This window comes from Flavobacterium sp. FlaQc-57 (assembly GCF_044007395.1).
In the GTDB taxonomy this organism is placed as follows: domain Bacteria; phylum Bacteroidota; class Bacteroidia; order Flavobacteriales; family Flavobacteriaceae; genus Flavobacterium.
On sequence record NZ_JBIPDA010000006.1, the window covers coordinates 202,213 to 227,087 of the forward strand.

A 24,875-nucleotide genomic window follows, 5' to 3' on the forward strand; every position below is an offset into this window, starting at 1 on the left:
TTATGTCCTTTCATCGAAGGAGAAATCTCCGTAAGCAATTCCGTACGAGGTATCAAATCTTTATAGAACTTCTCGTAGAGATTTCTCCTTCGTCGAAATGACAAATAGCAGCTTTTATCAGGAATTTTAAATTAAACTTTGCGGCTTTCGGACTGATTTATGCACGTTATGTTCGTAAAAACATACTGAAAGAAAATTCCTAATTTAAAAGTTTTAACATAATATACTGAAGCTTTTTCATTAAAAACCCAATCTGATTCTTTAATTTTGTGAAATCGCAAATAAAATCACGCGATCTACAAATTTACTTCTGATGAACAAAACGGCGAAAATCAAAAAAAATCATCAATTCATTGTCCTTCAAAAATTAGTTATAGTTTCTATTTTAATTGGATTTTTATCTGCTTTCTTAGGAATTTCACTTAAAAAAATTACTGAATATTACGAAGAAATCTTCTTTCACCAAGTTACGGTAAACCCTTTATTATACATCTTGTTTCCGGTTTTCGGATTGTCTGTAATTTATTTTTTAAGACATTATCTTTTTAAGAAAAAGGAAAACAAAGGCATTAAAGAAGTTTTTGAAAGCACAAAATCGAATTCAAAAAACTTGCCTTCATATAAGATTCCATCTCACTTTATCAACGGATTATTAACAGTAATTTTTGGAGGTTCTACGGGAATCGAAGTTTCTACTGTTGTCGCTACAGCCACAATTGGATCAGTTGCTCAACAAAAAGAAAACGTATTTCGTAAATACAAAACAGAGCTTATTTGTGCGGGAGTTGCAGCTGGAGTTACGGCTTTATTCAGCAGCCCAATTGCCGGAATTTTATTTGCTCTCGAAGTTATTTCACGAAAAGTAACCCGCGCTTTTATTATTTCAAATGTCATTGCTGTTTCGGTAGCTTTTGGATTGCTCTCTATTTTAAAAGAAGAACCATTGTTTGCGGTTTCCATCACAACCTGGCATTTAAAAGCGATTCCGTATTTTATTCTTTTAGGAATTTTAGCCGGAATGAACTCGGTTTATTTAACGCGTTGTGTTTTATTTTTTAAATCTCAATTTGGAAAAATCGATACACATTATTATAAAATATTAATTGGTTCGGTAGTTTTGAGTGTCTCTTTATTTATTTTCCCTCAATTGTACGGAGAAGGATATCACGCTATAAAAGGAATTTTTGGATCTTCGACCGAAATTCCTTTAACAGTAACTCTGGCACTAACTTTTATCGGAATTTTGATTCTAAAACCTATCGTTACGTCTGTAACCCTTGCTTCTGGTGGTGATGGCGGAGTTTTTGCTCCGAGTCTGTTTATTGGGGCATTTTTAGGGTTATTATTGGCTTCAGTCTTAAATACTTTCTTTCATGTAAATGTAATTCCGGTTAACTTTATGATTATCGGAATGGCTGCTGTATTAAGCGCCAGTATTCATGCGCCTTTTACAGCAATATTTTTAGTTTGCGGTTTAACAAATGACTATACTTTATTCTTACCCATTTTAGTAGTTTGTTTGATCTCTAAATACACTGCCAAAATGATTTATCCCTATACTGTATATACTTATTCTCCCAGTTTAATAAAATAAAAGAAGTCAATGATTTTCAATTTTTAAATCATTAAATCTGAAGTAAAAAGACAAGTTAACACCTCTGTCTCATAAAATAAAACACCACATGCCTGTTCAAAAAATAAAAAGAGGATATCGTAAAACACGTTATATTCTTTACAAAGAAACTCTAGTCGATTACAAAGAACACTTTTGGTCCTTTTTAGGATCGTTTGTCGGAATCGGGATTTTGGCGTATTTGGAATCTATACACTTTTCAGGAAGTGATATGGTGTATTTAATTGGATCTTTTGGGGCATCAAGTGTTTTAATTTATGGTATCATTCAAAGTCCGTTTTCACAGCCTCGAAATTTAATTGGTGGCCATTTAATATCTGCATTCATTGGTGTAACCGTAAATAAATTGGTTCCGGATATTGTTTGGATTGCTGCTCCGTTAGCAGTTTCTCTTTCAATCATATTCATGCAAATTACTAAAACGCTGCATCCACCCGGAGGCGCAACAGCGCTTATTGCCGTTACTGCATCAAGTCAAATAAAAGATTTGGGATACATGTATGTTATATCGCCAGTTTTAGTTGGCGTTTTAATTTTATTTCTAACGGCACTAGTTTTTAATAATATGACTTCGAGCAGAACTTATCCGAGTCATAGTACTTACCACAAACATTATCATAAAATCAGGAAGAGATTGTCTCGGAAATAATTTTTTTTTTTTTTTTGTCATTTCGAGGAACGAGAAATCACAAACTGATCGTGAATTTATCTTTGCAAAATCTTTTCAACAAATCGTAATTCCTAATTCGTATTTCATTTTTTATATTTTACCTTTGACCTTTCAATAAAAACAAAGATTATGGTTTATAAATTTAGAGTAATTCTAGACGCCGAAGAAGATATTTTTAGAGACATTGCAATTCTTGAAGATGATACTCTTGAGGATTTACACAATGCAATCTTCAACGCATTTGGTTTTGACGGAATGGAAGTAGCTTCGTTTTATACTTGCGATGAAACTTGGAATCAAGAAGATGAAATTCCGCTTTTTGACACAGGTGATGTTCCGGGTGAGCAACGAACTATGGGCGATTATAAATTATCCGATCTCTTAGATGAACAAAATACTAAAATCATCTACGTATATGACTTCATTAATATGTGGACTTTCTTAGTTGAATTGGCTGCTATTGAAGATCAAATCGCAGGGGCTCCTTATCCTGAAACTTTATTCTCGCATGGAGAGATGCCTGACGATTCTGGCGAAAAAAGCTTTGAAGCAGATATGCACGACGATATCTACGGCGAATTTGAAGATGACTTAGACGAAGAAGACCTAGACATGTTCGAAGGCGATGACAGTTTTGAAGATTTTGGCTTTGAGGAAAACTGGAATTAATTTTTTGAGGTTCTAAGGTTCTGAGTTGCTAAGGTTCTGAGTTTTTATTTTTGAAGGTTTTTTCTTATTATTTTAATTAATTTTATCAAATTAATCAAAAATTTAAAAATGAGTGATTTTCGAAAACTTCTAATCTGGCAAAAGTCAATGGCTTTGATTACCAAAATCTATTTTTCAACAAACAATTTCCCAAAAGAAGAAATCTTTGGATTAACTTCTCAAATAAGACGCAGTTCAATTTCTATACCAAGCAATATTGCTGAAGGTTATGGACGTGAAAGTGATAAAGATTTTTTACGCTTTTTAAATATTTCAATAGGTTCTTTATTTGAAATGCAAACTCAACTTGAGATTGCTAAAAATATAACCTATCTTAACGAACAAGAATTTAATAATTTATATGAGGACAGTCGCGAAGTAGAGAGAATGTTAGTTTCGTTTATTAAAAAAATAAAAAACAGAAACTAAAACCTCAGAACCTTAGCAACTCAGAACCTCAGCACCTTTAAATATGATCAATCTTTTCAACACCCACATCGAGACGCTTGCGATACACCGCGTAGGAAACAAAAGCAGAAACGAAGCAATTTTTTTATCGGAACAACCTTTTAACTTAAATGATGAAATTGTTCCTTTGATAAAAGAATACTTTTTTAAACCTTTTAGAGAGAAAGAAGAAAACTATTATCAGTTTGCGCACGAAGTCGATTTGGATTACAACGACATGTTTAAATATGCTACAGAGATTTTTGACAATCCAAGCAATCTGCAAGAGATTTCAAAAAGAATCACAACGCATTTATTCGAGCAGTCTAATCATCCGCACATTAAAAACGGAGAGGTTTATATTACGTATTTAACAAATTTAAGTATCGACAATAATGTTGTTGACGCTATCGGAATTTTTAAAAGCGAATTACAAGCCGACTTTTTACAATTTGAAGAGAAAGAAAGTAATCTTGAAATGGTCTTGCAACAAGGTATAAACTTGAGCAAATTAGATAAAGGCTGTTTGATTTTTAACTATAAAAAAGACGAAGGATATAAAATTCTAACTGTTGATAGCAACCGTTACGACGCGCGTTATTGGTTAGAGCACTTTTTATCAGTTGATGCTTTTGAAGATGAAAACTTCATCACTAAAAAATACTTAAAATTCTGTCAGAACTTCGCAAAAGATGTTGTTTTACCTGCAGAAGATAAAAAAGAAGAAGTTATGTTTATGAACCGTTCTGTGAATTATTTTGCGAAGAACGATCAGTTTGAAGAACAAAATTTCTTAAATGAAGTATTAGACAATCCAGACTTAATTCCTGAATTCAAAAACTACAAAGTTGATAAAGGAGAAAAATACAGCATCGAAGATGTAACCTCATTCCCTATTGCTAATGCAGCAGTTTCTGACGCCAGAAAATCGATTAAAAATGTTATCAATCTAGATACTCACATTCAGATTAAAATGGATTTTATCAATCCTGAAAGTGCAGAAAAATTTGTTGAAAAAGGCTGGGATGAAGAAAAACAAATGTATTACTACCTAGTTTACTTCAATAAAGAAGAAAAAAGCTAGAAGTCATTCATTTTCTATTACTTACTTAAAACAAAAAACGGCAACTACATTAGTAATTGCCGTTTTTTATTCTAACTATTCTTTAAATTATAATACAGAAAATAACGCTTTTATAATATCATCATAAACTTGTTTATCCCTTTCGCCAGTACGCGCCAAAACTCGAATTCCAGAGTAATTATTAAAAATGAACCGGGCTAAAACTCTCGCTTCATTACTTTCAGAAATCTGACCTAAATCCTGACCTTTTTGTACTGCATTTGTAAAAACTTCTTCCATTTTCTGGCTGTTGTTTTTTACAATTTTGGCAATTTCTTCATCGTGCATCGCCAATTCTACAGAAGAGTTTACCATAAAACATCCTTTTGTAATTCGGTCTTCAAGACTTTCTATAACGGCTTGTTTAAAAATATCACGTAAAGTCTCTTTTATATTTTCAGATTTTTCAAAAAGCTCAATAATTTGATCTTGCGCGTTTTTTTGATAACGCTGCAAAGATTGAGCAAAAAGTTTTTGTTTGTCTCCAAAAGTATCATACAAACTAGAGCGGCTTAAACCCAGATGCGTCACTAAATCCTGCGCAGAAGTACCGTTGTACCCTTTGTGCCAAAAAATTTCTATTGCTTTATCTAAAGCTTTATCTTCGTTAAACTCTTTTGTTCTAGCCATAACTTCATTCTTAAATTACTTTACAAAGATACAAAATACGGAACAATCGTTCCTGAATTTATGTAAAAAAAATTAAACTACAGCGTTAACAGTAAGTCCGCCATCAACAACAATTTCGGTTCCAGTTATAAATGATGCATCGTCAGAGGCAAGGAATCTAACTGTTTTTGCAATTTCAGAAGCTTGTCCAAAACGTTTCAACAGAATTTTTTCTCCTAACACTGATCCAAAACCTTCTACTTCTTCTTTCTCTAAACCTAATTTTCCATAAAGTGGAGTTTCTATGGGACCAGGAGAAACGGCATTAACTCTAATTTTTCTTGGCGCTAACTCTGTTGCAAATACTCTATTTAATGACAATACAGCTGCTTTGCTTGCGGCATAAACACTTGAATTTGGCATACCAACATGAGCATTTATTGAAGTATTAAAAATAATTGACCCACCGTCATTTAAGATTGGCAGTACTTTTTGAACAGTAAAATAAACCCCTTTTACGTTTACATTCATAATGCTGTCATAGTGCTCTTCTGAAGCTGATTCTACCGGTGCAAAAGAAGCTGTACCTGCGTTCAAAAATAAGATATCGACTTTTCCAAATTGAGCGCTTACCTGCTCCACCAAACTATCAATAGATTTTAAATCAGATTGGTCTGCTACAATTCCTGTCACGTTTAATTCTGTTTCAGCTTTCACTAAAGCTTCTTTGTTTCTGCCAGTTACAATTACTTTTGCTCCGTTTGCAACTAATTCTGCTGCCGCTGCGTACCCAATTCCACTATTTCCACCAGTTACAATTGCTACTTTGTTTTCTAAATTTTTCATTTTATTATTTTTTAAGTTATTGATTATTCAATTATTATAGCACAAAGATATAATAACGGAACGATCGTTCCGTTATTAAAAACGTTAATTTTTAGTTAAAATAAAAAGCTGCCCTGAAAAAGTCCCATTTATAAAGGCTTACGTCTATATTATCATAAGCGAAAGAAATTGGAAAATGCCAAACATTCTTAATTTATGCTTAATTTTGTAATCTAAATCAAATTCAGATGGATATTCATTTGTACAACGAAAGTCCCTTTAAAACCATAATTTCATTTCATAAACTAATTGAATCTTTTGAAGAAATTGCTTTATCAGATGTTGATTATAGAGCGAACTACGCCAAAGCCATACTAAAACAAGTAGAGCCAATTCCGGAATTAAGAACTGGAATTAAAAATTTTTCTACTATTCAAAATAATGAAGCCTTGATTAAAAATCTTTTGGCTGATTTATTCCCAACTGCTCTAACTAATAATGAAATAAAAGCGGTTACAATTCCTTTTCAAAATTTATCCTTTAATTATACAGAACGTTTCAAGAAGATTCTAAGCAATGCCGGAGCTGAATTTGACATGGAAATTCGTGATTTTGATGATCACCAATTTTACATCAATAATTGCTGTTTAATTTTAAGTGCCTATTACAAACAACATATCGATTTTAATAAACCTTTTTTCTATGATATTCCAGACGAAGAGGGAGTAGAAAAACATTATCGAATTTTGTACAATGCTGATTTCATGGAAATTATTCCGACTGAAAATTCTGTGCATTTGAATCAGGATGATATTGATTTGCTGCTTGACAATTATAACGATATTGAACTTTGGAAATCAAAATTCCCAAAAGGAAGCTGGACTTTAAAAGGTTTCGGAATTATTTCACTATTTGATGCCACTACAGAAAGTGCTATTTCTAATCTAAAAAGTAATTTACTAAAACCTGATTCGAAAACTGCTGCAACGGACGAAATTATAGCTAATATTTTTAAATCAATATTTAAAATTCCAGATTTAAGAGTTGGTTTTATTGTTTATAATCCTGAGGAAGAAAAGTTTATCAGACCTATGAAATTCGAAACTCAATTGCAAAGTTTCTTACTTTCAAAGGATCAGGAAGTCGATTGTAAAAATGCTCTTTTTGGATGTTCTTTCGAAAAATTATTAGACAATAAAGAACCTTTGGTAATTTCGAATGTAAAAAAATTCATTGAAGAATCAGAAAATAAAAAGTTAGGTGACCATTTATTAAAACAAGGAATTCAGAGTTGTGTTTTTGCACCAATTATAAAAGACGGGCATTTATTGGGCGTTGTCGAATTGGTTTCTTCAAATCCAAGAGATTTAAATAGTGTAAATGCAACTAAACTCGAATTGGTTTTACCATATTTAACAGATACTATTGATCGCTACAATACAGATATGCAACATCAAATTGAAGCGATTATCCAGCGTGAATATACTACTATTCACCCAAGTGTGTATTGGAAGTTTAAAAGAGAATCCCAAAATTATTTTCAGAATACCAATCATACTAAAGATTATATTTTTAAGGAAATTGTTTTTAAAAATGTATATCCGCTGTATGGTCAAATTGATATTAAGGGCTCATCTGAACATCGAAATGAGACGGTAAAAAAAGATCTAAAAAACCAACTGACAGCTTTATTGAGCATATTCGAATCTCAGGATCCTAATACTAATTTAGTATTATTGGAACAAAGAAAATTTGAATTAGAATCGTTTCTGGATGAATTAGATTCTCCTTTAAAAGCAGATACAGAGCAGCATATTCAACGTTATATCGAAGAAGAAATTCATCCTCTTTTAAAGAATACGAAAGAAACTGAAAAAAGCGAAAAACTGGAACGTTTGTATTTTGAAAGTCTGGACGAAAAAAGTGGATTGTTTTATCAGGAACGCAAGAAATTTGATAATGCAATGTCTATTATCAATAAAAAACTGGCTTCTGTTCTGGACAGAAAACAAATCGAAGCACAACAGATCTATCCGCATTATTACGAACGTTTTAAAACAGATGGTGTAGAGCATAATCTATATATTGGAGCTTCTATTGCTCCTACGAAACCTTTTGATATTATGTATTTGCACAATTTACGTTTGTGGCAATTGCAAACGTTATGCGAAATGGAATTGGAACATCATCAACTAAAAGCATCTTTGCCTTATGAATTGGATGTAACTTCGTTGATTTTAGTTTTTAGCGCTCCGCTTTCGATTCGTTTTAGAATGGATGAAAAACGTTTTGATGTCGACGGAACTTACAATGCCAGATATGAAGTTGTAAAAAAACGCATTGACAAATCGAACATTAAAGGAAGTAAAGACCGAATTACGGAGAAAGAAAAAATTACGATTGTATATTCTCAAAACAGCGAAGAAGCTGAATATTTAAAATACATTAAATACTTACAGCACAAAAAAATCCTGGAACCATCAATCGAACAATTTGAGGTTGAAGATCTTCAGGGTGTTTCTGGTTTAAGAGCAATTCGAGTGAAAGTAATAAACAATAACGCCAATCCTGTGGCGCAAAAAATAACCTATCAGGATTTATTAGATGAGCTTAATTAATCGTTAAATGCGTAGTCATTATATACAATCTTGTCATTCCTCGTTCCTCGGGATGACAAGATTATAGTCAAATCTATGCAAAGATTTTTTACTTTGACAAGGCTTTATTTACCCTACTAAAAGCTTAGATCGATTTGAAAGCGATTACAAAAGCAATTACTGTAATAATGATTCCTATCATGAAAAAGTTATAGGCAACTCTTAGCAATTTGTATTTACGCTGCAAAACTAGTCCCAGATAATATAAATCTTTGATCATGGTTGAATACAAATAATCACGATCTTTCATCATTTCGTTCATTGCCCAATCATACTCCTCAAGTGGCATTTTATAGAAATTTCCAAAAAACAATAAGTTTATTTTCTTTGCCTCAATGTCTTCGCGCGTAAAAACTCCGGTTGTTACTTTTGGTCGTGTCGAAAGAATGGCGAAAATTATAGTAATAACACTAGACATCAACATTATAAAGGTAGGAATCACTAAGTGTGCATTCTTTGGGCTGTCCAATTTTGGGATAATAGAAGAAAGTGCGATCGAAATAATAATGGCATTTACAGATAGTAAAATATTAGCTTTACTATCGGCAATTCCGCTTAAGCGTGTGTGATTTCCTAAAGTAACACGAAACAAAGTATCGACACCACGATCCGGCTTTTCGATTTTGTTATTCTTTTTGTTTTCGGCTTCAACGGCATCTGCGGCTTTTTTTGCTTGTTTCTTGATTTTCTTTTGTACGAGAAGCAGGTTTTTCTCTTTTAATGGTTGCCACTTTCTCTGTGCATAATCAGTGTAAAAGCGGTGTTTATTCATTAAAAAATTCAAATTCTCTTTTGCCCATTCTTCATTAGAAAAATTCAAATTCCAAGTGTTTTTCAACTCGATGCGCAATAATTCACAAGTCGTTGCATATTCAGTTCCCATTAAATGAGCAAAATCTGCATCTTTAATTATTTTTTCTAAATGCGTTTTCGGGATATATTCTTTAACAGTTGCCATAATCAAACTTGAAACTTTGGCAATAAATTCATCAGATTGTTCTTTCTCTTTCAAAAAAGCGGAAGCAATTTTAACACTTTCTTTTTCGTGATTTTCATAACCTGTTATATATCCTGTATCATGAAACCAAGCGGCAATCAAAAGTATTTCTTTTTCATCTGCGCTAACTTCCTCTTTTTTGCAAAGCTCTTTAACCGCATTTACAACTGTTAAAGTATGGTTGAAATTATGGTAAGAATATAGATTAGAAAGTTTATCTTTGAGTAAATTACTGACGAAATCCTCGGATTGTTCTATTAGATTCATAAAGAATATTTTTATACCACTAAATTATGAAATTGTTTTTGGATAATCATTTTATTGCGAAAATTAAAACCTTTTCTTTAACAATAGCATTACTACTGCTCTTTTATTCCTGCGCAACGCACAAGGCACAATACGGAAAAGATGTTAGTGCGATTGATACTGAAAACGCAACTGATACAATAAAAATTGCTCACACTTTTTATTTAGTAGGTGATGCTGGAAATGCAGACGAAAAACAGGCTCAACAAACCTTAGAGTTACTGCACCAAAAACTCAAAAAAGCCAGTAAAAAATCTACTTTATTATTCTTAGGAGATAACATCTATCCTAAAGGTTTCCCTAGTAATGATAATGCAGCCGAGAAATCTTTAGCAGAAACAAAACTTACGAATCAGTTAAAACTAACAAAAGGTTTTAAAGGAAAAACAATCGTTATTCCTGGAAATCACGACTGGTACAATGGTATTAAGGGTTTGGAACTTCAGGCTGATTTCGTGAATAAATATCTTAATGATAAAAAAGCTTTTTTACCTCGAAAAAGCTGTGCAATTGAAGATGTAAAAATTGACAGTACTGCAACGTTGGTCACTATTGATAGTGAATGGTTTTTGGAAGACTGGAACAACCATCCAACAATAAATGATAATTGTGATATTAAAACCAGAGAAGATTTTTTTGATGAACTGGAAAGCATCTTAAATAAAAATCAGGAGAAAACAGTAATTCTGGCTATTCATCATCCTTTAATGAGTAACGGATCTCATGGTGGGCAATATTCATTAGAAAAACAATTATTTCCGTTAGAGCAAAAAATACCACTTCCGATAATTGGTTCTCTAATTAATTTATTGCGAAAAACATCTGGTGCAAGTCCGCAAGACATTCAAAATAAGCAATACACGATTTATGCCAAGCGTATTAAAACACTTTTACAAAAACAGAAAAATGTAATTGTAGTTTCTGGACACGATCATAATTTGCAATATGTCAATAAAGAAAATATCAAACAGATTATTAGCGGTGCAGGATCAAAATCTGAAGCAGCGAGAGCCATAAATTCAACTGAATTCTCTTATGGTGGAAATGGTTATGCAACATTAACTTTGTTTAAAAGCGGAGATGCAAAAGTGACTTTCTTTGGAAATGAAAATAATCACGAAAAGAAGCTTTATGAGCAAGAAATTATTAAAGCTAAAGAAATTAACTGGGCTTCTGATATTCCGAATAATTTCCCTCCAAAAATTACGACTTCTATTTATTCTACAAAAATGACTCAAAAGAGTTTTATTCATAAATTCTTATTCGGGAATCATTACAGAAAATATTATAGTTTGCCAATTGAAGCCAAAATAGCGACTTTAGATACTTTAATGGGCGGTTTAAAACCTATTCGCGAAGGCGGCGGGCATCAATCAATATCATTACGACTATCAGATTCTAAGGGAAGAGAATATGTAATGCGCGCGATGAAAAAAAGTGCTACTCAATTTTTACAATCCGTGGCATTTAAAGATCAGTACATTGTAAACGATTTTGAAGATACTTATGCCGAAAACTTTTTATTAGACTTTTATACTACCAGTCATCCTTATACTCCATTTGCGGTAGGAAATATGGCTGATCAACTAGGGCTTGCGCATACAAATCCCATTTTATACTATATTCCGAAACAAAATGCGTTAAAAGAATTCAATTCGAATTTTGGTGACGGATTGTATATGGTTGAAGAAAGGCCTGCTGATAATCATTTGGATGCTAAAAACTTTGGAAGTCCAAGTGATATTATTAGTACTTCGGACATGATGAAAAATCTTCATAAAGACGAAAAATATACTGTTGACGAAAATGTATATATAAAAGCTCGTTTGTTTGATATGCTTATTGGCGATTGGGACAGACATGATGATCAATGGCGTTGGGGTGAATATAAACAAGGAAATAAAGTTGTTTACAAACCAATTCCCCGCGATCGCGATCAGGCTTTTTCTAAATATGACGGAACGCTGCTTTCGCTATTAATGAACATTCCGGCACTACGCCATATGCGTACTTTTAAGGCTAAAATTGACAATGTAAAATGGCTGAACAGAGAACCTTATCCGCTTGATTTGGCGTTCTTGAAAACATCTGACAAAAAAGACTGGATTGCGCAAGCTAAGTATATTCAGGAGAATTTATCAGATAGTGATATTGATAATGCTTTTAAAAGTTTACCTAAAGAGGTTCAGGACGAAACGATTGAAGACATCAAACAAAAATTAAGAAGCCGAAAAGGTGAACTTCAAAAATACGCATCGGAATATTTTGATGTTTTGAGTCATACTGTAATGATTGCCGGAACGGATAAAAAAGACAAATTCGTTATCAATCATAACGCCAAAAACAGTATCGAAATTCAGGTGTACCGAGTTAAAAAAGAGGGTGATGAATTGGTTTACACAAAAAATATAAACGACGCAAAAACTAAAAACCTTTGGATTTACGGTTTAGACGATAATGATGTTTTTCAGGTTACGGGAGATCATAAATCGAAAACAAAAATTCGTTTGATTGGTGGTCAAAATAATGATACTTATAATATTGAAAACGGAAAAAGAGTAATTGTTTACGATTTTAAATCAAAAGAGAATACTTATAATTTGGACTCAAAAGCGCAAAAACAGCTTACAGATGATTATGATGTAAATTTATACAATTACGAAAAACCAAAATATAATGTTATATCCGGGCTTCCAAATATTGGGTACAATCCTGATGATGGTGTAAAATTTGGTTTTAACTTAAATTATACGGTTAACAATTTCAAACAGAATCCGTATACTCAAAAACACGTTTTGAACGGTTTCTATTACTTTGCAACTGGAGGTTTAGAATTTAATTATGCTGCACATTTTCCGGGATTATTAGGGAAATGGGTTATTGATGTTGAATCACAATATACTACGCCAAGTTTTACTATGAACTATTTTGGTTACGGAAATGAAACTGTAAACAATACCGATACTTTTGGGATGGACTATAATCGTGTTCGTATTCAGAAATTTAATGTTTCCGGAGCAATTCGCCATGTTGGCAGATACGGAAGTGAATTTAGCATTCAGCCTATGTTACAACAATTGAGGGTTGAAGAAACGGACAATAGATTTATAGATACTCCAAATATTATAAATCCGAACGTTTTTGAAAGTCAACTATATGGAGGTGCAAAAATCAAATATCATTTTAAAAATTCCGATTTCGTTGCGAAACCAACTTTAGGAATTGCTTTTATGGCTTCAGCGGCATGGATGACTAATTTAGATGATACCAAACAAAACTTTCCAACAATCGAAAGCTTTTTAGGAATTACACATAAAATTGATCACAACGGAAAATTAGTTTTAGCGACTCTCTTAAAAGGGAAAGCTATTTTGAATAATAATTATGAATTCTACCAAGGTGCTTCTTTGGGTGGAGATACTGATTTACGTGGTTACAGAAATGATCGTTTTTTAGGAAGCTCTTATTTCTCGCAAAGTACTGATTTACGTTTCTCTATCGGAAAAATTCAACGTACAATTGTTCCTTTTACATACGGAATTTTAGGTGGCTTTGACTACGGAAGAATTTGGCTTGACGGTGAGAGTTCGCACAAATGGCATCAGGATTATGGCGGCGGACTTTGGATGAATGCTGTTAATGTTATTACTGCAAGAATCTCTTATTTTAAATCTCCTGACGAAACTGGAAGGGTTATTTTTGGAGCGGCTTATAGCTTCTAGGAGACGTACTGAGTTGCTAAGGTTCTAAGTTTTTTTTGTTACGAATCTCCACTAATTATAATTAAAAAATTAATGGAGATTCGTGTAATTTGTAGCGAACTTATTGTTTTAAATTAACCTTCTAACGTATTAAGCAAGCATCTTAGTGCCTTAGAAACTTAGCGACTCAGAACCTTAGTTACTTCAATATAAACTCGTAAACATTTCCTCCTACTTTGTTTGATTTTTCATCAGCGATAAGCAGCGTGTTATTGTCTTTGAAAACTATGGCTTCTTTTTGTGAAAAATCGTTTAATTTTATTTCGGTTTGAGAACCTGTATGAAATAAATCACCTTTGTAACCTTTAAACAAAACAATTTTATCATGACTCAAAAGCACTACTTTTTTCCCATCAGGGCTAATTGTTGCACTTGTTAAAACACAATGATTGTAATTATTGCAGGTTTTAAATTCGCCAATTTTAGTTGCTTTTTGGGTTCCAACTGCATTTTTTATTTTGTAGATAAAAGCCGTTCCATCAAAGTTTTTACTGCGGTTTTTTGTAAAAAGGTAAAAATAACCTTCGTGCTCAAAAAATCCTTCAACATCAAAAAACATCTCTTTTTTCTTGGGAGGAAACTCTGTTTGCTCCGGATAAGAAAATGAAACTTTATATTCGGCTACAGCCAAATCCTTATCCAGCTGATTTTTATTGACTTTATAAATGCATAAATCTTTTCGCTCATTATCATTATTTCCAAAATCTCCAATGTAAATATTACCGCTTTTATCTTTCGTAATATCTTCCCAATCTACGTTTATCGCATTAGTAATTGTAATGTTTTTGGCCACTTTTCCTTCTGAATTTAAGGCATAAATTGCATTTTTATTTCCACTATCCTCTAGCGTATAAATTAAATTTGTCTCAGGAAAATAAGTAATTCCAGAAACTTCTTTTAGTTTTTTCGGAAGCGAATAAAGCTTTTTTAAATTCGTATTTGATTGTTCTTGACAAGCTAATAAAGCAATTGAAATTCCAAGTAAAAAAAACTTTTTCATAAGATACTTTTTTATTTTTTTAGCTGCAGATTAAATGATTAAAAATGATATTATCAAAGTTAAATTCTAAAAAGAAATCCATTTTATCTGTACAATTTGTAGCTAAAAACTAGATTAAATTCGTGTTTTTAAAATTACGTGTTATAAACTCAAAAGCGGCAAACATAATATGCCCCATCGATTTGGCATTTTTAAATTTCATATCATTGGTATAACGATACAATTCCATTTTTAGTTGATTCAAATGCTCTTCTGTCGAAATGGTATCATGGCACATTATATTCAATAATTTTTTAATTCTATTTTCGGCAGAGTGAATACGTTTTGCCAAAATAGCTCTTTCTTCGTCTTTATACTGAATAATAGATCTGTCTTCTAACTTTTCTTTAATCAATTTAATCATCGGATAGTTTTCTTTAAAAAACTGTGGACGATAAACTTTAAAATTCCCTTCGTAACATTGTTGGTCAAAATCGATTGGGCGAATTTTATAAACTACCTGATCAAAATCATGAATAGGAACAATTACATAATTGTAGGCACGCATATCGCCTAGAAGTCTAATCATGCAGCGTTCATTAAACTTAACAAACTCTTTTGCAATCTGCGATTTTTCCATTTCGGTACAACTATCCAATAATGTATCCATAAAAACATCTCCGGGAATCCCGATAATATGCTCTTCGATCAAAGTATCTTTATAAACCAGAAAGTTAATTTTATCCGGTGAAAGAATGTCTTCAAGTTCTAATCCGTAAATTCTCGAAGCATCTGCTTTTTTTATATAAAAATGAACGTAATTATCGTTCAAAATATTTCGCACTTTTATTCGGAAAGGTTTCGAATTCCCGAAAGTACAATAGTCAATAGCATCGATATTTAAGAACTGGATAATCTCACTATTTCCATCAGAATGTAATAGTGAATAGATTTTTTTTAGATTTAGATCGATTTCATTTCGCTCAAATTCGCTGTAGTAAACCCGAATCCACAAAGTATCGGTATCGTTTTTATCGTACACATTTATCGAACCTGAAAAACGCAATAAATCATCATAGAACACTGATACTTTCGAAATGCGTTCGTATCGTTCTAAATAACTTAAAAGTGACGGCGTTAAAGGATAAGATGGTTTTTTTAAAACCATTAAAGGTTCACTCATTTTTGAATATCTTTAGTACAAATTTACATCAATAGCATTGATATAAATAAATTTAGCGTAACAATATACAAGTTGAATCGTCATACATAAAACTAAAACCGAAATAAATTTGGAAACCATACTTACTATTGAGAATCTTCATAAAAGATACGGGCGCATTCAGGCCTTAAAAAATGTATCTTTTGAAATACAAAAAGGACGTGTTTACGGCATCTTAGGCCCAAACGGAAGTGGAAAATCGACTACTTTAGGAATTGTATTGAATGTTGTAAACAAAACATCGGGCAATTACAGTTGGTTTGGAGGAAAAATACAAACACATGAGGCCTTAAAAAAAGTTGGTGCTATTATAGAAAGGCCAAATTTTTACCCGTATATGACGGCCGAAGAAAATCTGAAATTGGTTTGTAAAATTAAAAGCATCGATTATTCTAAAATTAATGAAAAACTGGATTTAGTAGGTTTGTCTGAAAGAAAAAGCAGCAAATTCAGTACTTTTTCATTAGGAATGAAACAGCGTTTAGCAATTGCTTCTGCCTTATTAAACGATCCGGAAATTTTGATTTTAGACGAACCAACGAATGGTTTAGATCCGCAGGGAATTCATCAAATCAGAGATATTATTAAAAAAATTGCGTCGCAAGGAACTACAATTTTACTGGCTTCTCACCTATTAGATGAAGTCGAAAAAGTATGTTCGCACGTTATTGTTTTAAGAAAAGGCGAAATTCTATATTCGGGTTCTGTTGATGCTATGGCTGCAAACGAAGGATTTTTTGAACTGATGGCCAATGACAACATGGTTTTAAAATCAGTTTTAAAAGATCACCCAAACATTGACAGAATTACTGAGGAAGACGGAAAAATTTTGGTTTACTTAAAATCAGATTTATCAGCCTCTGAACTAAATCTATTTTTATTTTCTAAAAACATTGCTTTGAGTCATTTAGTAAAACGAAAAAATAGTTTAGAAGCACAATTTTTAGAATTAACCAAAAACAACTAACCCATGAACAGACTTCTCTCTATAGAATTACAAAAAATCTGGAAAAACAAAGCCAGTCGTATTCTTACCTTAACTTATTTTGTTTTACTATCATTTATCGCGTTAATTGCTTCGATAAAATTTGACATTGGTCCTTTTAAATTTCAGGCTGCGGAAATGGGCGTTTTTAATTTCCCTTATATTTGGCACTTTAATACTTATGTTGCTGTATGGTTTAAGCTTTTCTTAGCTATTGTCATTGTTTCTATGATGGCGAACGAATATACTTATGGTACTTTAAAACAAAACTTAATTGACGGTTTAAGCAAGAAAGAATTTATCATATCCAAATTCTTAACAGTTATCCTTTTTGCGCTTTGTTCCACTATTTTTGTTTTTATAATGACTTTAATTTTGGGCTTAAGTTTTTCATCTTACACTGAATTTGATATTGTTTTTAGTGATTTAGAATATTTACTTGCCTTTTTTGTAAATCTTTTAGGTTTTTTCTCTTTTTGTTTGTTTATAGGTACCTTAGTTAAGCGCTCTGCTTTTGCATTGGGTTTTCTCTTAGTTTGGTTTTTTATTGAACAAATCATAAAAGGTCTGTTGGCTTTTCAAATTTTCCCTGACAGTAATAAAGATAGATATTTCACTCAATTTCTTCCTTTAGAATCTATATCTAACTTACTTATAGAGCCAGGTTCAAGATTATCTCTAATAAAAAGCATTGGAAATCAAATAGGAGTTCAAAGTGCAAAAGATTATAGTGTACACTATTCTACAATTTTGATCGTTTTAGTCTGGACATTTTTATTCATTTACTTTTCTTACAAACTATTAAAAAATAGAGATTTGTAGTATATTTGTTTTACTATGAATTATACTAAGATTTGTTTGTTTGTTTTGTTTACGTGCTTATTAACTGTAAAGGTGAAAGCGCAAAATGTAACCGTAGATATCTCGAAAACTCCTGAAGAACTAGTAAAAAACATTTTAATAAATAGCTCCTGTATTACGATAGGAACTGTTGATGCATCTGGAAATCCTGTAACAAGCGCTCCAAGCTATGCTTATTTTAATTCAGCAAATGGCAGTTTCCCATTTACCGGAGGAATAGTTTTAAGCACTTCTCAAAGTAAAAATGCAGAAGGTCCTTACATTCAAGCCACTTCTTCAGGACAAAGTAATACAAACTGGAAAGGCGATGCTGATCTCGATAAAGCATTAAATAAAACCAAAAGTACTCAGGCAACAGTTTTAGAATTTGATTTTGTTGCCTTAACCAATTCTATTAGCTTTAATTATATTTTTGCTTCTAACGAATATCAAACGTACTTTCCTTGTGAATTCTCTGATGCATTTGCTTTTTTAATCAAAGAAGCAAATAGCACAGATGAATATAAAAACTTAGCCATTTTACCCAATACATCAACGCCAGTTGCATCTACAACGGTACATCCAAAAATTAATCCTGTTATTATTCAAGGAGAAGTTGTTCCTGGATGTGAAGCTATAAATGAGGAATTTTTTAATGGTTATAACAACGCGAATAGTCCAATTAACTATGCAGGCCAGACTGTTGTAATGAATGCACATACTGATGTGATTCCTAACAAAACATATCATCTAAAATTAGTAATAGCCGATGATGAAACAGGACAATACAATTCGGCAGTTTTTATAGAAGCAGGCAGTTTTGTCTCTAGAGTAAATTTAGGCGAAGACCGAACAACAGCTAATAACAACCCCGTATGCTTTGGTGAAAATTTAATTTTAGACACCAAACTAGACAATACTATTTATAGTTTTAAATGGTATAAACAAGATGCTTCCGGTAACTATATAGAAATTACCTCGGCACAAAATAATAGTACTTATAATGTTACATCGGCAGGAAACTATAAAATAGAAGCCACTGCGATTGGTACAACTTGTACTTCGACAGGAGAAATTAAAATTGAATATACCCCGGAAATATTATCTACAAATACATCATTATTTCAATGTGATGATGACAGCGATGGAATTACTTTTTTTAATTTAAAGAAAGTAGATAATATTGTAAAGAATAACGTTACTGCAATTATTAATAGTGGTTATTACGAAACTTTACCAGATGCTCAGGCAAAAACGAATGTAATTCTAACTCCTGAAAAATACACCAATAAAACCACTAATCAAGTTGTTTTTGCCAGACTTGAAAACCAATATGGGTGTTTTAAAATTGCCGAAGTGACATTGCAAGTTTCAACTACAACTATTACGAATCAAAATCCAATTGCAACTTGTGACGGAGACAATACCCAAGACGGTCTTTATCAATTTGATCTTAATTTAGAAGTTACACCACAAGTTACTTTAGGTTTACCAGCCGGAATTACCATTAATTATTACCTGAATAATAATGATGCAGTGACAGAAACTAATGTATTACCAAATATCTTTAAAAACTCGACACCTTTTACTCAAACTATTTATGCTCGCGCAGTAAATGGAGCCGACTGTTATGACATTACTCCTGTTACTCTTGTTGTAAATACCTTTGATCCTGCAAATTTTGAAGATGAGTCATTGTTTTTATGCAAAGATGATCAAATAACCTTGAGTGTTGCAACAGGCTTTGCAAGCTACTTATGGAGTACAGGAAGTACGGATAACGCTATAATAGTATCGGTCGCCGGCGACTATTCAGTAACGGCAAAAGATGTAAATGGCTGCGAAAAAACTAAAAAATTCAAAGTAACCTTATCTGAAAATGCTTTAATAACTAATGCAATTATAAAAGATTTTTCAGGAAATGACAATTCTGTTTTAATAGAATATACTGGAATTGGCAATTATGAATTTTCATTAGAAGGGGAAGTTTTTCAAGACAACCCATTATTTACTGGAGTAAATCCTGGTATTTATCATGTCGTAGCGAGAGACAAAAACGGTTGCGGATTATCAAATTCTTTTTTACTGTACGTATTAGACTATCCAAGGTTTTTTACTCCAAATGGCGATGGTTATAATGATTTATGGACAATCAATAATCTGGATCAGCTTTCTTCAGACTATAAAATTTTTATTTTTGATCGATATGGTAAATTATTAAAACAAATAAACCCAAACAATCTTGGTTGGAATGGGCAATTTAATGGACAACAATTACCATCAGACGATTATTGGTTTAATTTACTTTTTGATAATGGAAAAACGGTTAAAGGTCATTTTAGTTTAAAAAGATAATTTCTACTCAAAATTATAATTCCACTATCTTTTTGGTAAAATTCAATAAATCCTGATTTTTAAACATTTAATAGAGAAAAAATCATTCTGTTTTTCACAGAGACTAAAATAAATCTTACTTTTGATTTGGCCGACTCTATTCATTACACTAACCAAGCCAATGAAAAAAAAATTACTATTCATGCTGTTTCTGTTCTGCACAATAAATTGTTTTTCACAATTTAGCAAAACACATTATATACCGCCATTGACTTGTTCTACCGTATTACCTGCCGAAGATCAGTATTTATACATCTCAACTCCGAGTCTTGCCAACGTCAATTTTAAAATCATTGCCAATGGAGGAAGCGTCATTAGCGGAACTGTAAATAGTAATAGTCCCTATCGTTATTACATTGGAACAGGCGCTAACACCCAATTATTTACAAACAGCACTGGTATTGTATCTAACCGCGGATATATTATTGAGGCCGAAGACTTAATTTACGTAAGTGCCAGAGTTAATGCCGGACTAAACAAAGATGGCGGCTACAATCACGCCGGAGGAATAGTTTCGAAAGGGAATAGTGCTTTGGGTACTACTTTTAGATTAGGCGCCATGTTAAACCCGCTTTATGATGAAACGTTATTGAACTTTACTTCTATAATGGCTACTGAAAACGGAACCAAAATTACCATTTCAAATATTCAAAATGGCACCCAGCTTCTAAACGGCACAATTATTTCCGGACCAATAAATGTTACGTTAAATAAAAATGAAAGTTATATACTCGCATTAAAAAATTACAATGATTGGGGTTCTATATCTAACAGCTCTAAAATAATTGGGGCATTGGTTACGTCTGATAAACCCGTTGCAGTCAATTCAGGTTCATTTGGAGGAAGTAACAGTACACAAGTATTAGCAATTCCAAATGGTACTCTTACTCCTACAGGAAGAGATGTAGGTTTTGACCAAATTGTTTCGTTAGAAAAAACAGGAACAGAATATATTTTTATTAAAGGTCTGGGAACAGATGAATTGGAACGCGTTTTATTAGTAGCACATTATGATAATACGAAAATATTTCTGAATGGTTCACTAATTCCATATATAACACTTAATAGCGGAGAGCACGTTGCGATTGATGGAAGCCAATTTAGCACTGGAAGTTTATATGTAAAAACCTCTGCAAATGTATTTGCATATCAAAGTATTGGAGGAACGATAAGTCCTGCAAATCAAAACTTATTCTTTGTCCCTCCTATAAATTGTGCTACGCCAAATTCAGTTGACTACATTCCTCAAATTCAATATATTGGAAACAATACTTTTAATGGATTTCTAAACATTGTAACCGAGGCAGGTGCTACAGTTTTACTAAACAACAATCCTATCACTGCTCTTCCTGTTGCAATCGAAGGAACATCAGAATTTGTGCGCTATAACGTGGCTGATTTATCTGGAAATATAGCTGTCAAATCAACTAAGCAAGTATATGTTTCTTATTTTGGAACTAATGGCGCGGCTACCTATGGAGGCTACTATTCAGGTTTTGATTTGAAACCGGAGATTGTAAGTGCTAAAATTGTATCAACCAGTTCATCGTGCATCCCAAATGTATCATTGAAAATTAATTCTTTGTCATCTTATGACACTTTTCAGTGGTATAAAAATGACATCGTTATTCCTGGTGAAACTAAAAGCAATTTCAGTCCCACTCAACCTGGTTTTTATCAAGTAAGAGGAAGTATTTCCGGTTGTGTTAGCAATGTTTTCTCAGATAAAATTCCAGTTAGCGAATGCCCGATTAATCTTGACGGTGATTTAGCCAATGACAATATTGATATCGATTATGACAATGACGGACTAACAAACTGTACGGAATCTTATGGAGATTTGGCACTAGATATCTCAAATTCAAATTCAGGTTTAATTAAAACAGGAACTTACTCCAATTCATTTTTGGGCGCAATTACCAGTACAACACCAGCGGCTACAGTTCCATTTACAGGAAATTCCGATGGTAGCTTTGTTACCGAAGTCATGCCCGGAAAAGGTCTCGCTGTAACCTACGATTTGAATTTTGCAAAACCTGTAAATCTTAGATTAGAATATAGTACCACTGCAAATACATCCGATTTACTAAATTCTGACTCCGAATACATTATCAATTCAGACATTGACAAAACTATCACAGTACTGAATCCAACCAATCAATTATTAATTGACACAAATTATGACGGAATCTACGAAAGCGGTGTTACGCAATTTTCTTCATTCGAAATTCGTTTCAGATTAAACGGAAATACTCCTTTACAGCCAGGAACTGGTACTTTCAAATTCCAGTCTTATCAAACTCAATCACTAAAAATCACACATAAAAACCTGGTGGATACTGCCGGAAACAAATCAACATTCAGACTTGTCGCTACTTGTGTTCCAAAAGATACTGACGGAGATGGAATTCCAGACCAACTAGATTTAGATTCAGATAATGACGGAATTCCAGATGCAATCGAATCACAAGCAAAACCAATAGCTTTGTCTAACACTGATACTAATCTAGACGGATTGGACGAAATTTTTGATATCAATGCCACACCACTTGATACCGATAATGACGGCATTCTAAATTATCTTGATTTAGATAGCGACAATGACGGTATATACGATTTGGTTGAGTCAGGTAGCACTACCCCGGATCTCAATAAAGACGGAATTGTTGATACAATCTCTTTTGGAACAAATGGATTATCCGATTCATTAGAAACAAATCCTGATAATGGTATTCTAAATTATACTGTTTTAGATTCTGATGGGGATGGTATAAAAAATTATACAGAAATTGATAGTGACAACGATGGCTGTAATGATGTAACAGAGGCCGGATTTACAGATCCAGATTTTGACGGTCAATTAGGAAATTTACCTGTTACAGTAAACTCAAACGGAATTGTTTCCAGTAGAATTGATGGCTACACGGCTCCAAATGGCAATTACATTATCGCTACCCCACTTTTAATTACCAAACAACCCGAAAACCAAACAGTTTGTGAATTGCAAAAAGCAACTTTTAGTGTCGAGTCCAATGCAGATACTTTCCAATGGCAAGTTTCCACAGATAGTGGAAATACATGGAATGCATTGAATGACAATACAATTTATTCCGGAACTAAAACTACCTCTGTAACAATACAAAAAGCTAGTTTGACAATGAATAGCTACCAGTATCGCGTTCTATTAAACCGAAATAATAATGCCTGCGGATTGACCTCTGCCAATTCTGTAAAACTAAATCTTTTTGCTTTACCTATTCTAAACTCCCCAATTACTATTGTTCAATGTGACGATGATACTGACGGAATTTCGAACTTTAATATAACAGAGAAAAATAGTTTTATTTCAGCAAATTACGCTAACGAAACATTCACTTATTACTCTACCTTGGATGGGGCAAAGTTAAAAGACACTAGTTTACTAATTTCAAATCCTCTTACATTTTCGAGCAGCAATAAGAGCATTTGGACAAGAGTGGAGAACTCGAACGGATGTTTTTCAACTGCACAATTAAATTTGATGGTTTCGACAACACAAATTAGTTCAGACTTTAAAAGATCCTTTAAAGTTTGTGATGATTTTATCGATGTGACCAATAATGATAAAGACGGAATTACAACATTTGATTTTAGCAGCGTAACAAATGACATTCAGGCTATGCTCCCGTCTGCAAGTAATAATTATTCTATAAAATATTATGCTAATGAAGCTGATGCTTTCGCAGAAATCAATGCAATTACAAATCCTTCAAACTATAGAAACACAACACCAAATCAACAAGACATTTGGGTACGTGTCGATAGTAATCTGGATAATGCCTGTTTTGGATTAGGGGCATACGTTACACTTAGAGTAAATTCAAAACCAGATATTGACACCAACAGTAATCAAAGTGCTGACAAATTAGTATGTTCTAATTTACCAACCTTTTACGTCAAGCTCGATGCCGGAATTTTAGGCAGTACTATTGCCAGTACTTATACATACGTGTGGTCAAAAGACGGAAGTATAATTCCGGGAGAAACAAATGAAACTTTAGATGTAAATGAAGAAGGGAAATATTCTGTCGAAGTTTTTACTAAAGAAGAAAATAGCTGCAGTCGAACCCGCACAATTCTCGTAACAGCCTCTGATATTGCACATCTTGATTCTGTTTCCATTTCAGATTTATCTGACTACAACACTGTTGAAGCAATTGTGTCAGGAACTGGAAATTATGAGTATAGTATTGATGATCCCAAAGGTCCTTTTCAAGAATCAAATTTCTTTGAAAATGTACGTGCGGGAATACATGATCTCTACATTTATGATAAAAATGGCTGCGGAACAATTTCCAAAACCATAGCTGTACTTGGAATTCCAAAATTTTTCACTCCAAATAATGATGGTTATAATGACTACTGGAACATAAAAGGAGCAAGTGACACTTTTAATTCAACTGCAAAAATTCTTATCTTCGATAGATATGGCAAACTGATCCAGCAAATTATTTCATCAACCAACGGTTGGGACGGAACCTATGCAGGTAATCCAATGCCTGCAGATGACTATTGGTATACTATAAAGCTTGATGATGGTCGAGAAGCAAAAGGACATTTTAGCTTGAAAAGGTAAATTAAAAGACAGTTTAAAATTCAAACATTTCAAACTGATACTTTTATAAAAGTAAAAACCCAAATTCCTTTAATTGGAATTTGGGTTTTTTATATTGAAATTTA

General features: G+C 32.8%; 16 protein-coding genes. 11 read left to right on the forward strand and 5 right to left on the reverse strand.

Annotated elements, in window-relative coordinates; translation table 11 throughout:
- Window positions 1–313 precede the first annotated feature (313 nt).
- The 5 genes from ACHRVZ_RS18155 (at window position 314) to ACHRVZ_RS18175 (ending at window position 4,542) form a co-directional block, all read left to right on the forward strand.
- The gene (locus ACHRVZ_RS18155) at window positions 314–1,594 is read left to right on the forward strand and encodes a chloride channel protein (protein ID WP_395424304.1); all 1,281 of its coding nucleotides are present in this window, start codon (window positions 314–316) and stop codon (window positions 1,592–1,594) included.
- An 88-nt stretch (window positions 1,595–1,682) separates the two neighbouring features.
- A complete protein-coding gene (locus tag ACHRVZ_RS18160; RefSeq protein WP_395424305.1) occupies window positions 1,683–2,282 on the forward strand; it encodes an HPP family protein in 600 nt (199 codons plus the stop codon).
- Between the two features lie 150 nt (window positions 2,283–2,432).
- Window positions 2,433–2,972 carry a hypothetical protein gene (locus tag ACHRVZ_RS18165; protein WP_395424306.1) on the forward strand — a complete coding sequence of 180 codons (540 nt, stop codon included), beginning with the start codon at window positions 2,433–2,435 and terminating at the stop codon, window positions 2,970–2,972.
- A 108-nt stretch (window positions 2,973–3,080) separates the two neighbouring features.
- On the forward strand, window positions 3,081–3,440 hold the full coding sequence (locus ACHRVZ_RS18170; protein WP_395424307.1) for a four helix bundle protein: 360 nt from the start codon (window positions 3,081–3,083) through the stop codon (window positions 3,438–3,440).
- 43 nt (window positions 3,441–3,483) lie between these two features.
- The gene (locus ACHRVZ_RS18175; protein WP_395424308.1) at window positions 3,484–4,542 is read left to right on the forward strand and encodes a nucleoid-associated protein; all 1,059 of its coding nucleotides are present in this window, start codon (window positions 3,484–3,486) and stop codon (window positions 4,540–4,542) included.
- 87 nt (window positions 4,543–4,629) lie between these two features.
- Here the strand turns inward: ACHRVZ_RS18175 and ACHRVZ_RS18180 are convergent, their stop codons facing one another.
- Window positions 4,630–5,211, reverse strand: coding sequence for a TetR/AcrR family transcriptional regulator (locus tag ACHRVZ_RS18180; protein ID WP_395424309.1), 582 nt, complete (start codon window positions 5,209–5,211; stop codon window positions 4,630–4,632).
- Between the two features lie 72 nt (window positions 5,212–5,283).
- Entirely contained in the window at window positions 5,284–6,036 is a 753-nt protein-coding gene (locus ACHRVZ_RS18185) for a glucose 1-dehydrogenase (protein ID WP_395424310.1), read from the reverse strand.
- A gap of 227 nt (window positions 6,037–6,263) precedes the next feature.
- Between ACHRVZ_RS18185 and ACHRVZ_RS18190 the strand changes: the two genes are divergently transcribed.
- Complete coding sequence (locus ACHRVZ_RS18190) at window positions 6,264–8,633, forward strand: GAF domain-containing protein (protein WP_395424311.1); 2,370 nt, start codon at window positions 6,264–6,266, stop codon at window positions 8,631–8,633.
- A 124-nt stretch (window positions 8,634–8,757) separates the two neighbouring features.
- Here the strand turns inward: ACHRVZ_RS18190 and ACHRVZ_RS18195 are convergent, their stop codons facing one another.
- Window positions 8,758–9,936 carry a Pycsar system effector family protein gene (locus ACHRVZ_RS18195; RefSeq protein ID WP_395424312.1) on the reverse strand — a complete coding sequence of 393 codons (1,179 nt, stop codon included), beginning with the start codon at window positions 9,934–9,936 and terminating at the stop codon, window positions 8,758–8,760.
- A gap of 26 nt (window positions 9,937–9,962) precedes the next feature.
- Between ACHRVZ_RS18195 and ACHRVZ_RS18200 the strand changes: the two genes are divergently transcribed.
- Window positions 9,963–13,697: a metallophosphoesterase gene (locus ACHRVZ_RS18200; RefSeq protein ID WP_395424313.1), complete on the forward strand. Its 3,735-nt coding sequence runs from the start codon at window positions 9,963–9,965 to the stop codon at window positions 13,695–13,697.
- Between the two features lie 178 nt (window positions 13,698–13,875).
- On the opposite strand, the gene ACHRVZ_RS18205 is transcribed toward ACHRVZ_RS18200, so the two are convergent.
- Together ACHRVZ_RS18205 and ACHRVZ_RS18210 are read right to left on the reverse strand one after the other, a co-directional pair.
- The gene (locus ACHRVZ_RS18205; protein ID WP_395424314.1) at window positions 13,876–14,736 is read right to left on the reverse strand and encodes a hypothetical protein; all 861 of its coding nucleotides are present in this window, start codon (window positions 14,734–14,736) and stop codon (window positions 13,876–13,878) included.
- Window positions 14,737–14,845: 109 nt separating this feature from the next.
- A complete protein-coding gene (locus tag ACHRVZ_RS18210) occupies window positions 14,846–15,898 on the reverse strand; it encodes a hypothetical protein (protein WP_395424315.1) in 1,053 nt (350 codons plus the stop codon).
- 109 nt (window positions 15,899–16,007) lie between these two features.
- Between ACHRVZ_RS18210 and ACHRVZ_RS18215 the strand changes: the two genes are divergently transcribed.
- The 4 genes from ACHRVZ_RS18215 to ACHRVZ_RS18230 all read left to right on the forward strand — a co-directional run bounded on the left by ACHRVZ_RS18215 (window position 16,008) and on the right by ACHRVZ_RS18230 (window position 24,771).
- Window positions 16,008–16,904: an ABC transporter ATP-binding protein gene (locus ACHRVZ_RS18215; RefSeq protein WP_395424316.1), complete on the forward strand. Its 897-nt coding sequence runs from the start codon at window positions 16,008–16,010 to the stop codon at window positions 16,902–16,904.
- A gap of 3 nt (window positions 16,905–16,907) precedes the next feature.
- Window positions 16,908–17,744, forward strand: coding sequence for an ABC transporter permease (locus tag ACHRVZ_RS18220; protein WP_395424317.1), 837 nt, complete (start codon window positions 16,908–16,910; stop codon window positions 17,742–17,744).
- Window positions 17,745–17,759: 15 nt separating this feature from the next.
- Window positions 17,760–20,117 carry a choice-of-anchor L domain-containing protein gene (locus tag ACHRVZ_RS18225; RefSeq protein ID WP_395424318.1) on the forward strand — a complete coding sequence of 786 codons (2,358 nt, stop codon included), beginning with the start codon at window positions 17,760–17,762 and terminating at the stop codon, window positions 20,115–20,117.
- Between the two features lie 160 nt (window positions 20,118–20,277).
- On the forward strand, window positions 20,278–24,771 hold the full coding sequence (locus ACHRVZ_RS18230; RefSeq protein ID WP_395424319.1) for a T9SS type B sorting domain-containing protein: 4,494 nt from the start codon (window positions 20,278–20,280) through the stop codon (window positions 24,769–24,771).
- Window positions 24,772–24,875: the final 104 nt, after the last annotated feature.

Coding starts and splice junctions, on each gene's coding strand:
- ACHRVZ_RS18155 (WP_395424304.1), top strand. CDS start 314: ATGAACAAAACGGCGAAAATCAAAAAAAATCATCAATTCATTGTCCTT.
- ACHRVZ_RS18160 (WP_395424305.1), top strand. CDS start 1,683: ATGCCTGTTCAAAAAATAAAAAGAGGATATCGTAAAACACGTTATATT.
- ACHRVZ_RS18165 (WP_395424306.1), top strand. CDS start 2,433: ATGGTTTATAAATTTAGAGTAATTCTAGACGCCGAAGAAGATATTTTT.
- ACHRVZ_RS18170 (WP_395424307.1), top strand. CDS start 3,081: ATGAGTGATTTTCGAAAACTTCTAATCTGGCAAAAGTCAATGGCTTTG.
- ACHRVZ_RS18175 (WP_395424308.1), top strand. CDS start 3,484: ATGATCAATCTTTTCAACACCCACATCGAGACGCTTGCGATACACCGC.
- ACHRVZ_RS18180 (WP_395424309.1), bottom strand. CDS start 5,211: ATGGCTAGAACAAAAGAGTTTAACGAAGATAAAGCTTTAGATAAAGCA.
- ACHRVZ_RS18185 (WP_395424310.1), bottom strand. CDS start 6,036: ATGAAAAATTTAGAAAACAAAGTAGCAATTGTAACTGGTGGAAATAGT.
- ACHRVZ_RS18190 (WP_395424311.1), top strand. CDS start 6,264: ATGGATATTCATTTGTACAACGAAAGTCCCTTTAAAACCATAATTTCA.
- ACHRVZ_RS18195 (WP_395424312.1), bottom strand. CDS start 9,936: ATGAATCTAATAGAACAATCCGAGGATTTCGTCAGTAATTTACTCAAA.
- ACHRVZ_RS18200 (WP_395424313.1), top strand. CDS start 9,963: ATGAAATTGTTTTTGGATAATCATTTTATTGCGAAAATTAAAACCTTT.
- ACHRVZ_RS18205 (WP_395424314.1), bottom strand. CDS start 14,736: ATGAAAAAGTTTTTTTTACTTGGAATTTCAATTGCTTTATTAGCTTGT.
- ACHRVZ_RS18210 (WP_395424315.1), bottom strand. CDS start 15,898: ATGAGTGAACCTTTAATGGTTTTAAAAAAACCATCTTATCCTTTAACG.
- ACHRVZ_RS18220 (WP_395424317.1), top strand. CDS start 16,908: ATGAACAGACTTCTCTCTATAGAATTACAAAAAATCTGGAAAAACAAA.
- ACHRVZ_RS18225 (WP_395424318.1), top strand. CDS start 17,760: ATGAATTATACTAAGATTTGTTTGTTTGTTTTGTTTACGTGCTTATTA.
- ACHRVZ_RS18230 (WP_395424319.1), top strand. CDS start 20,278: ATGAAAAAAAAATTACTATTCATGCTGTTTCTGTTCTGCACAATAAAT.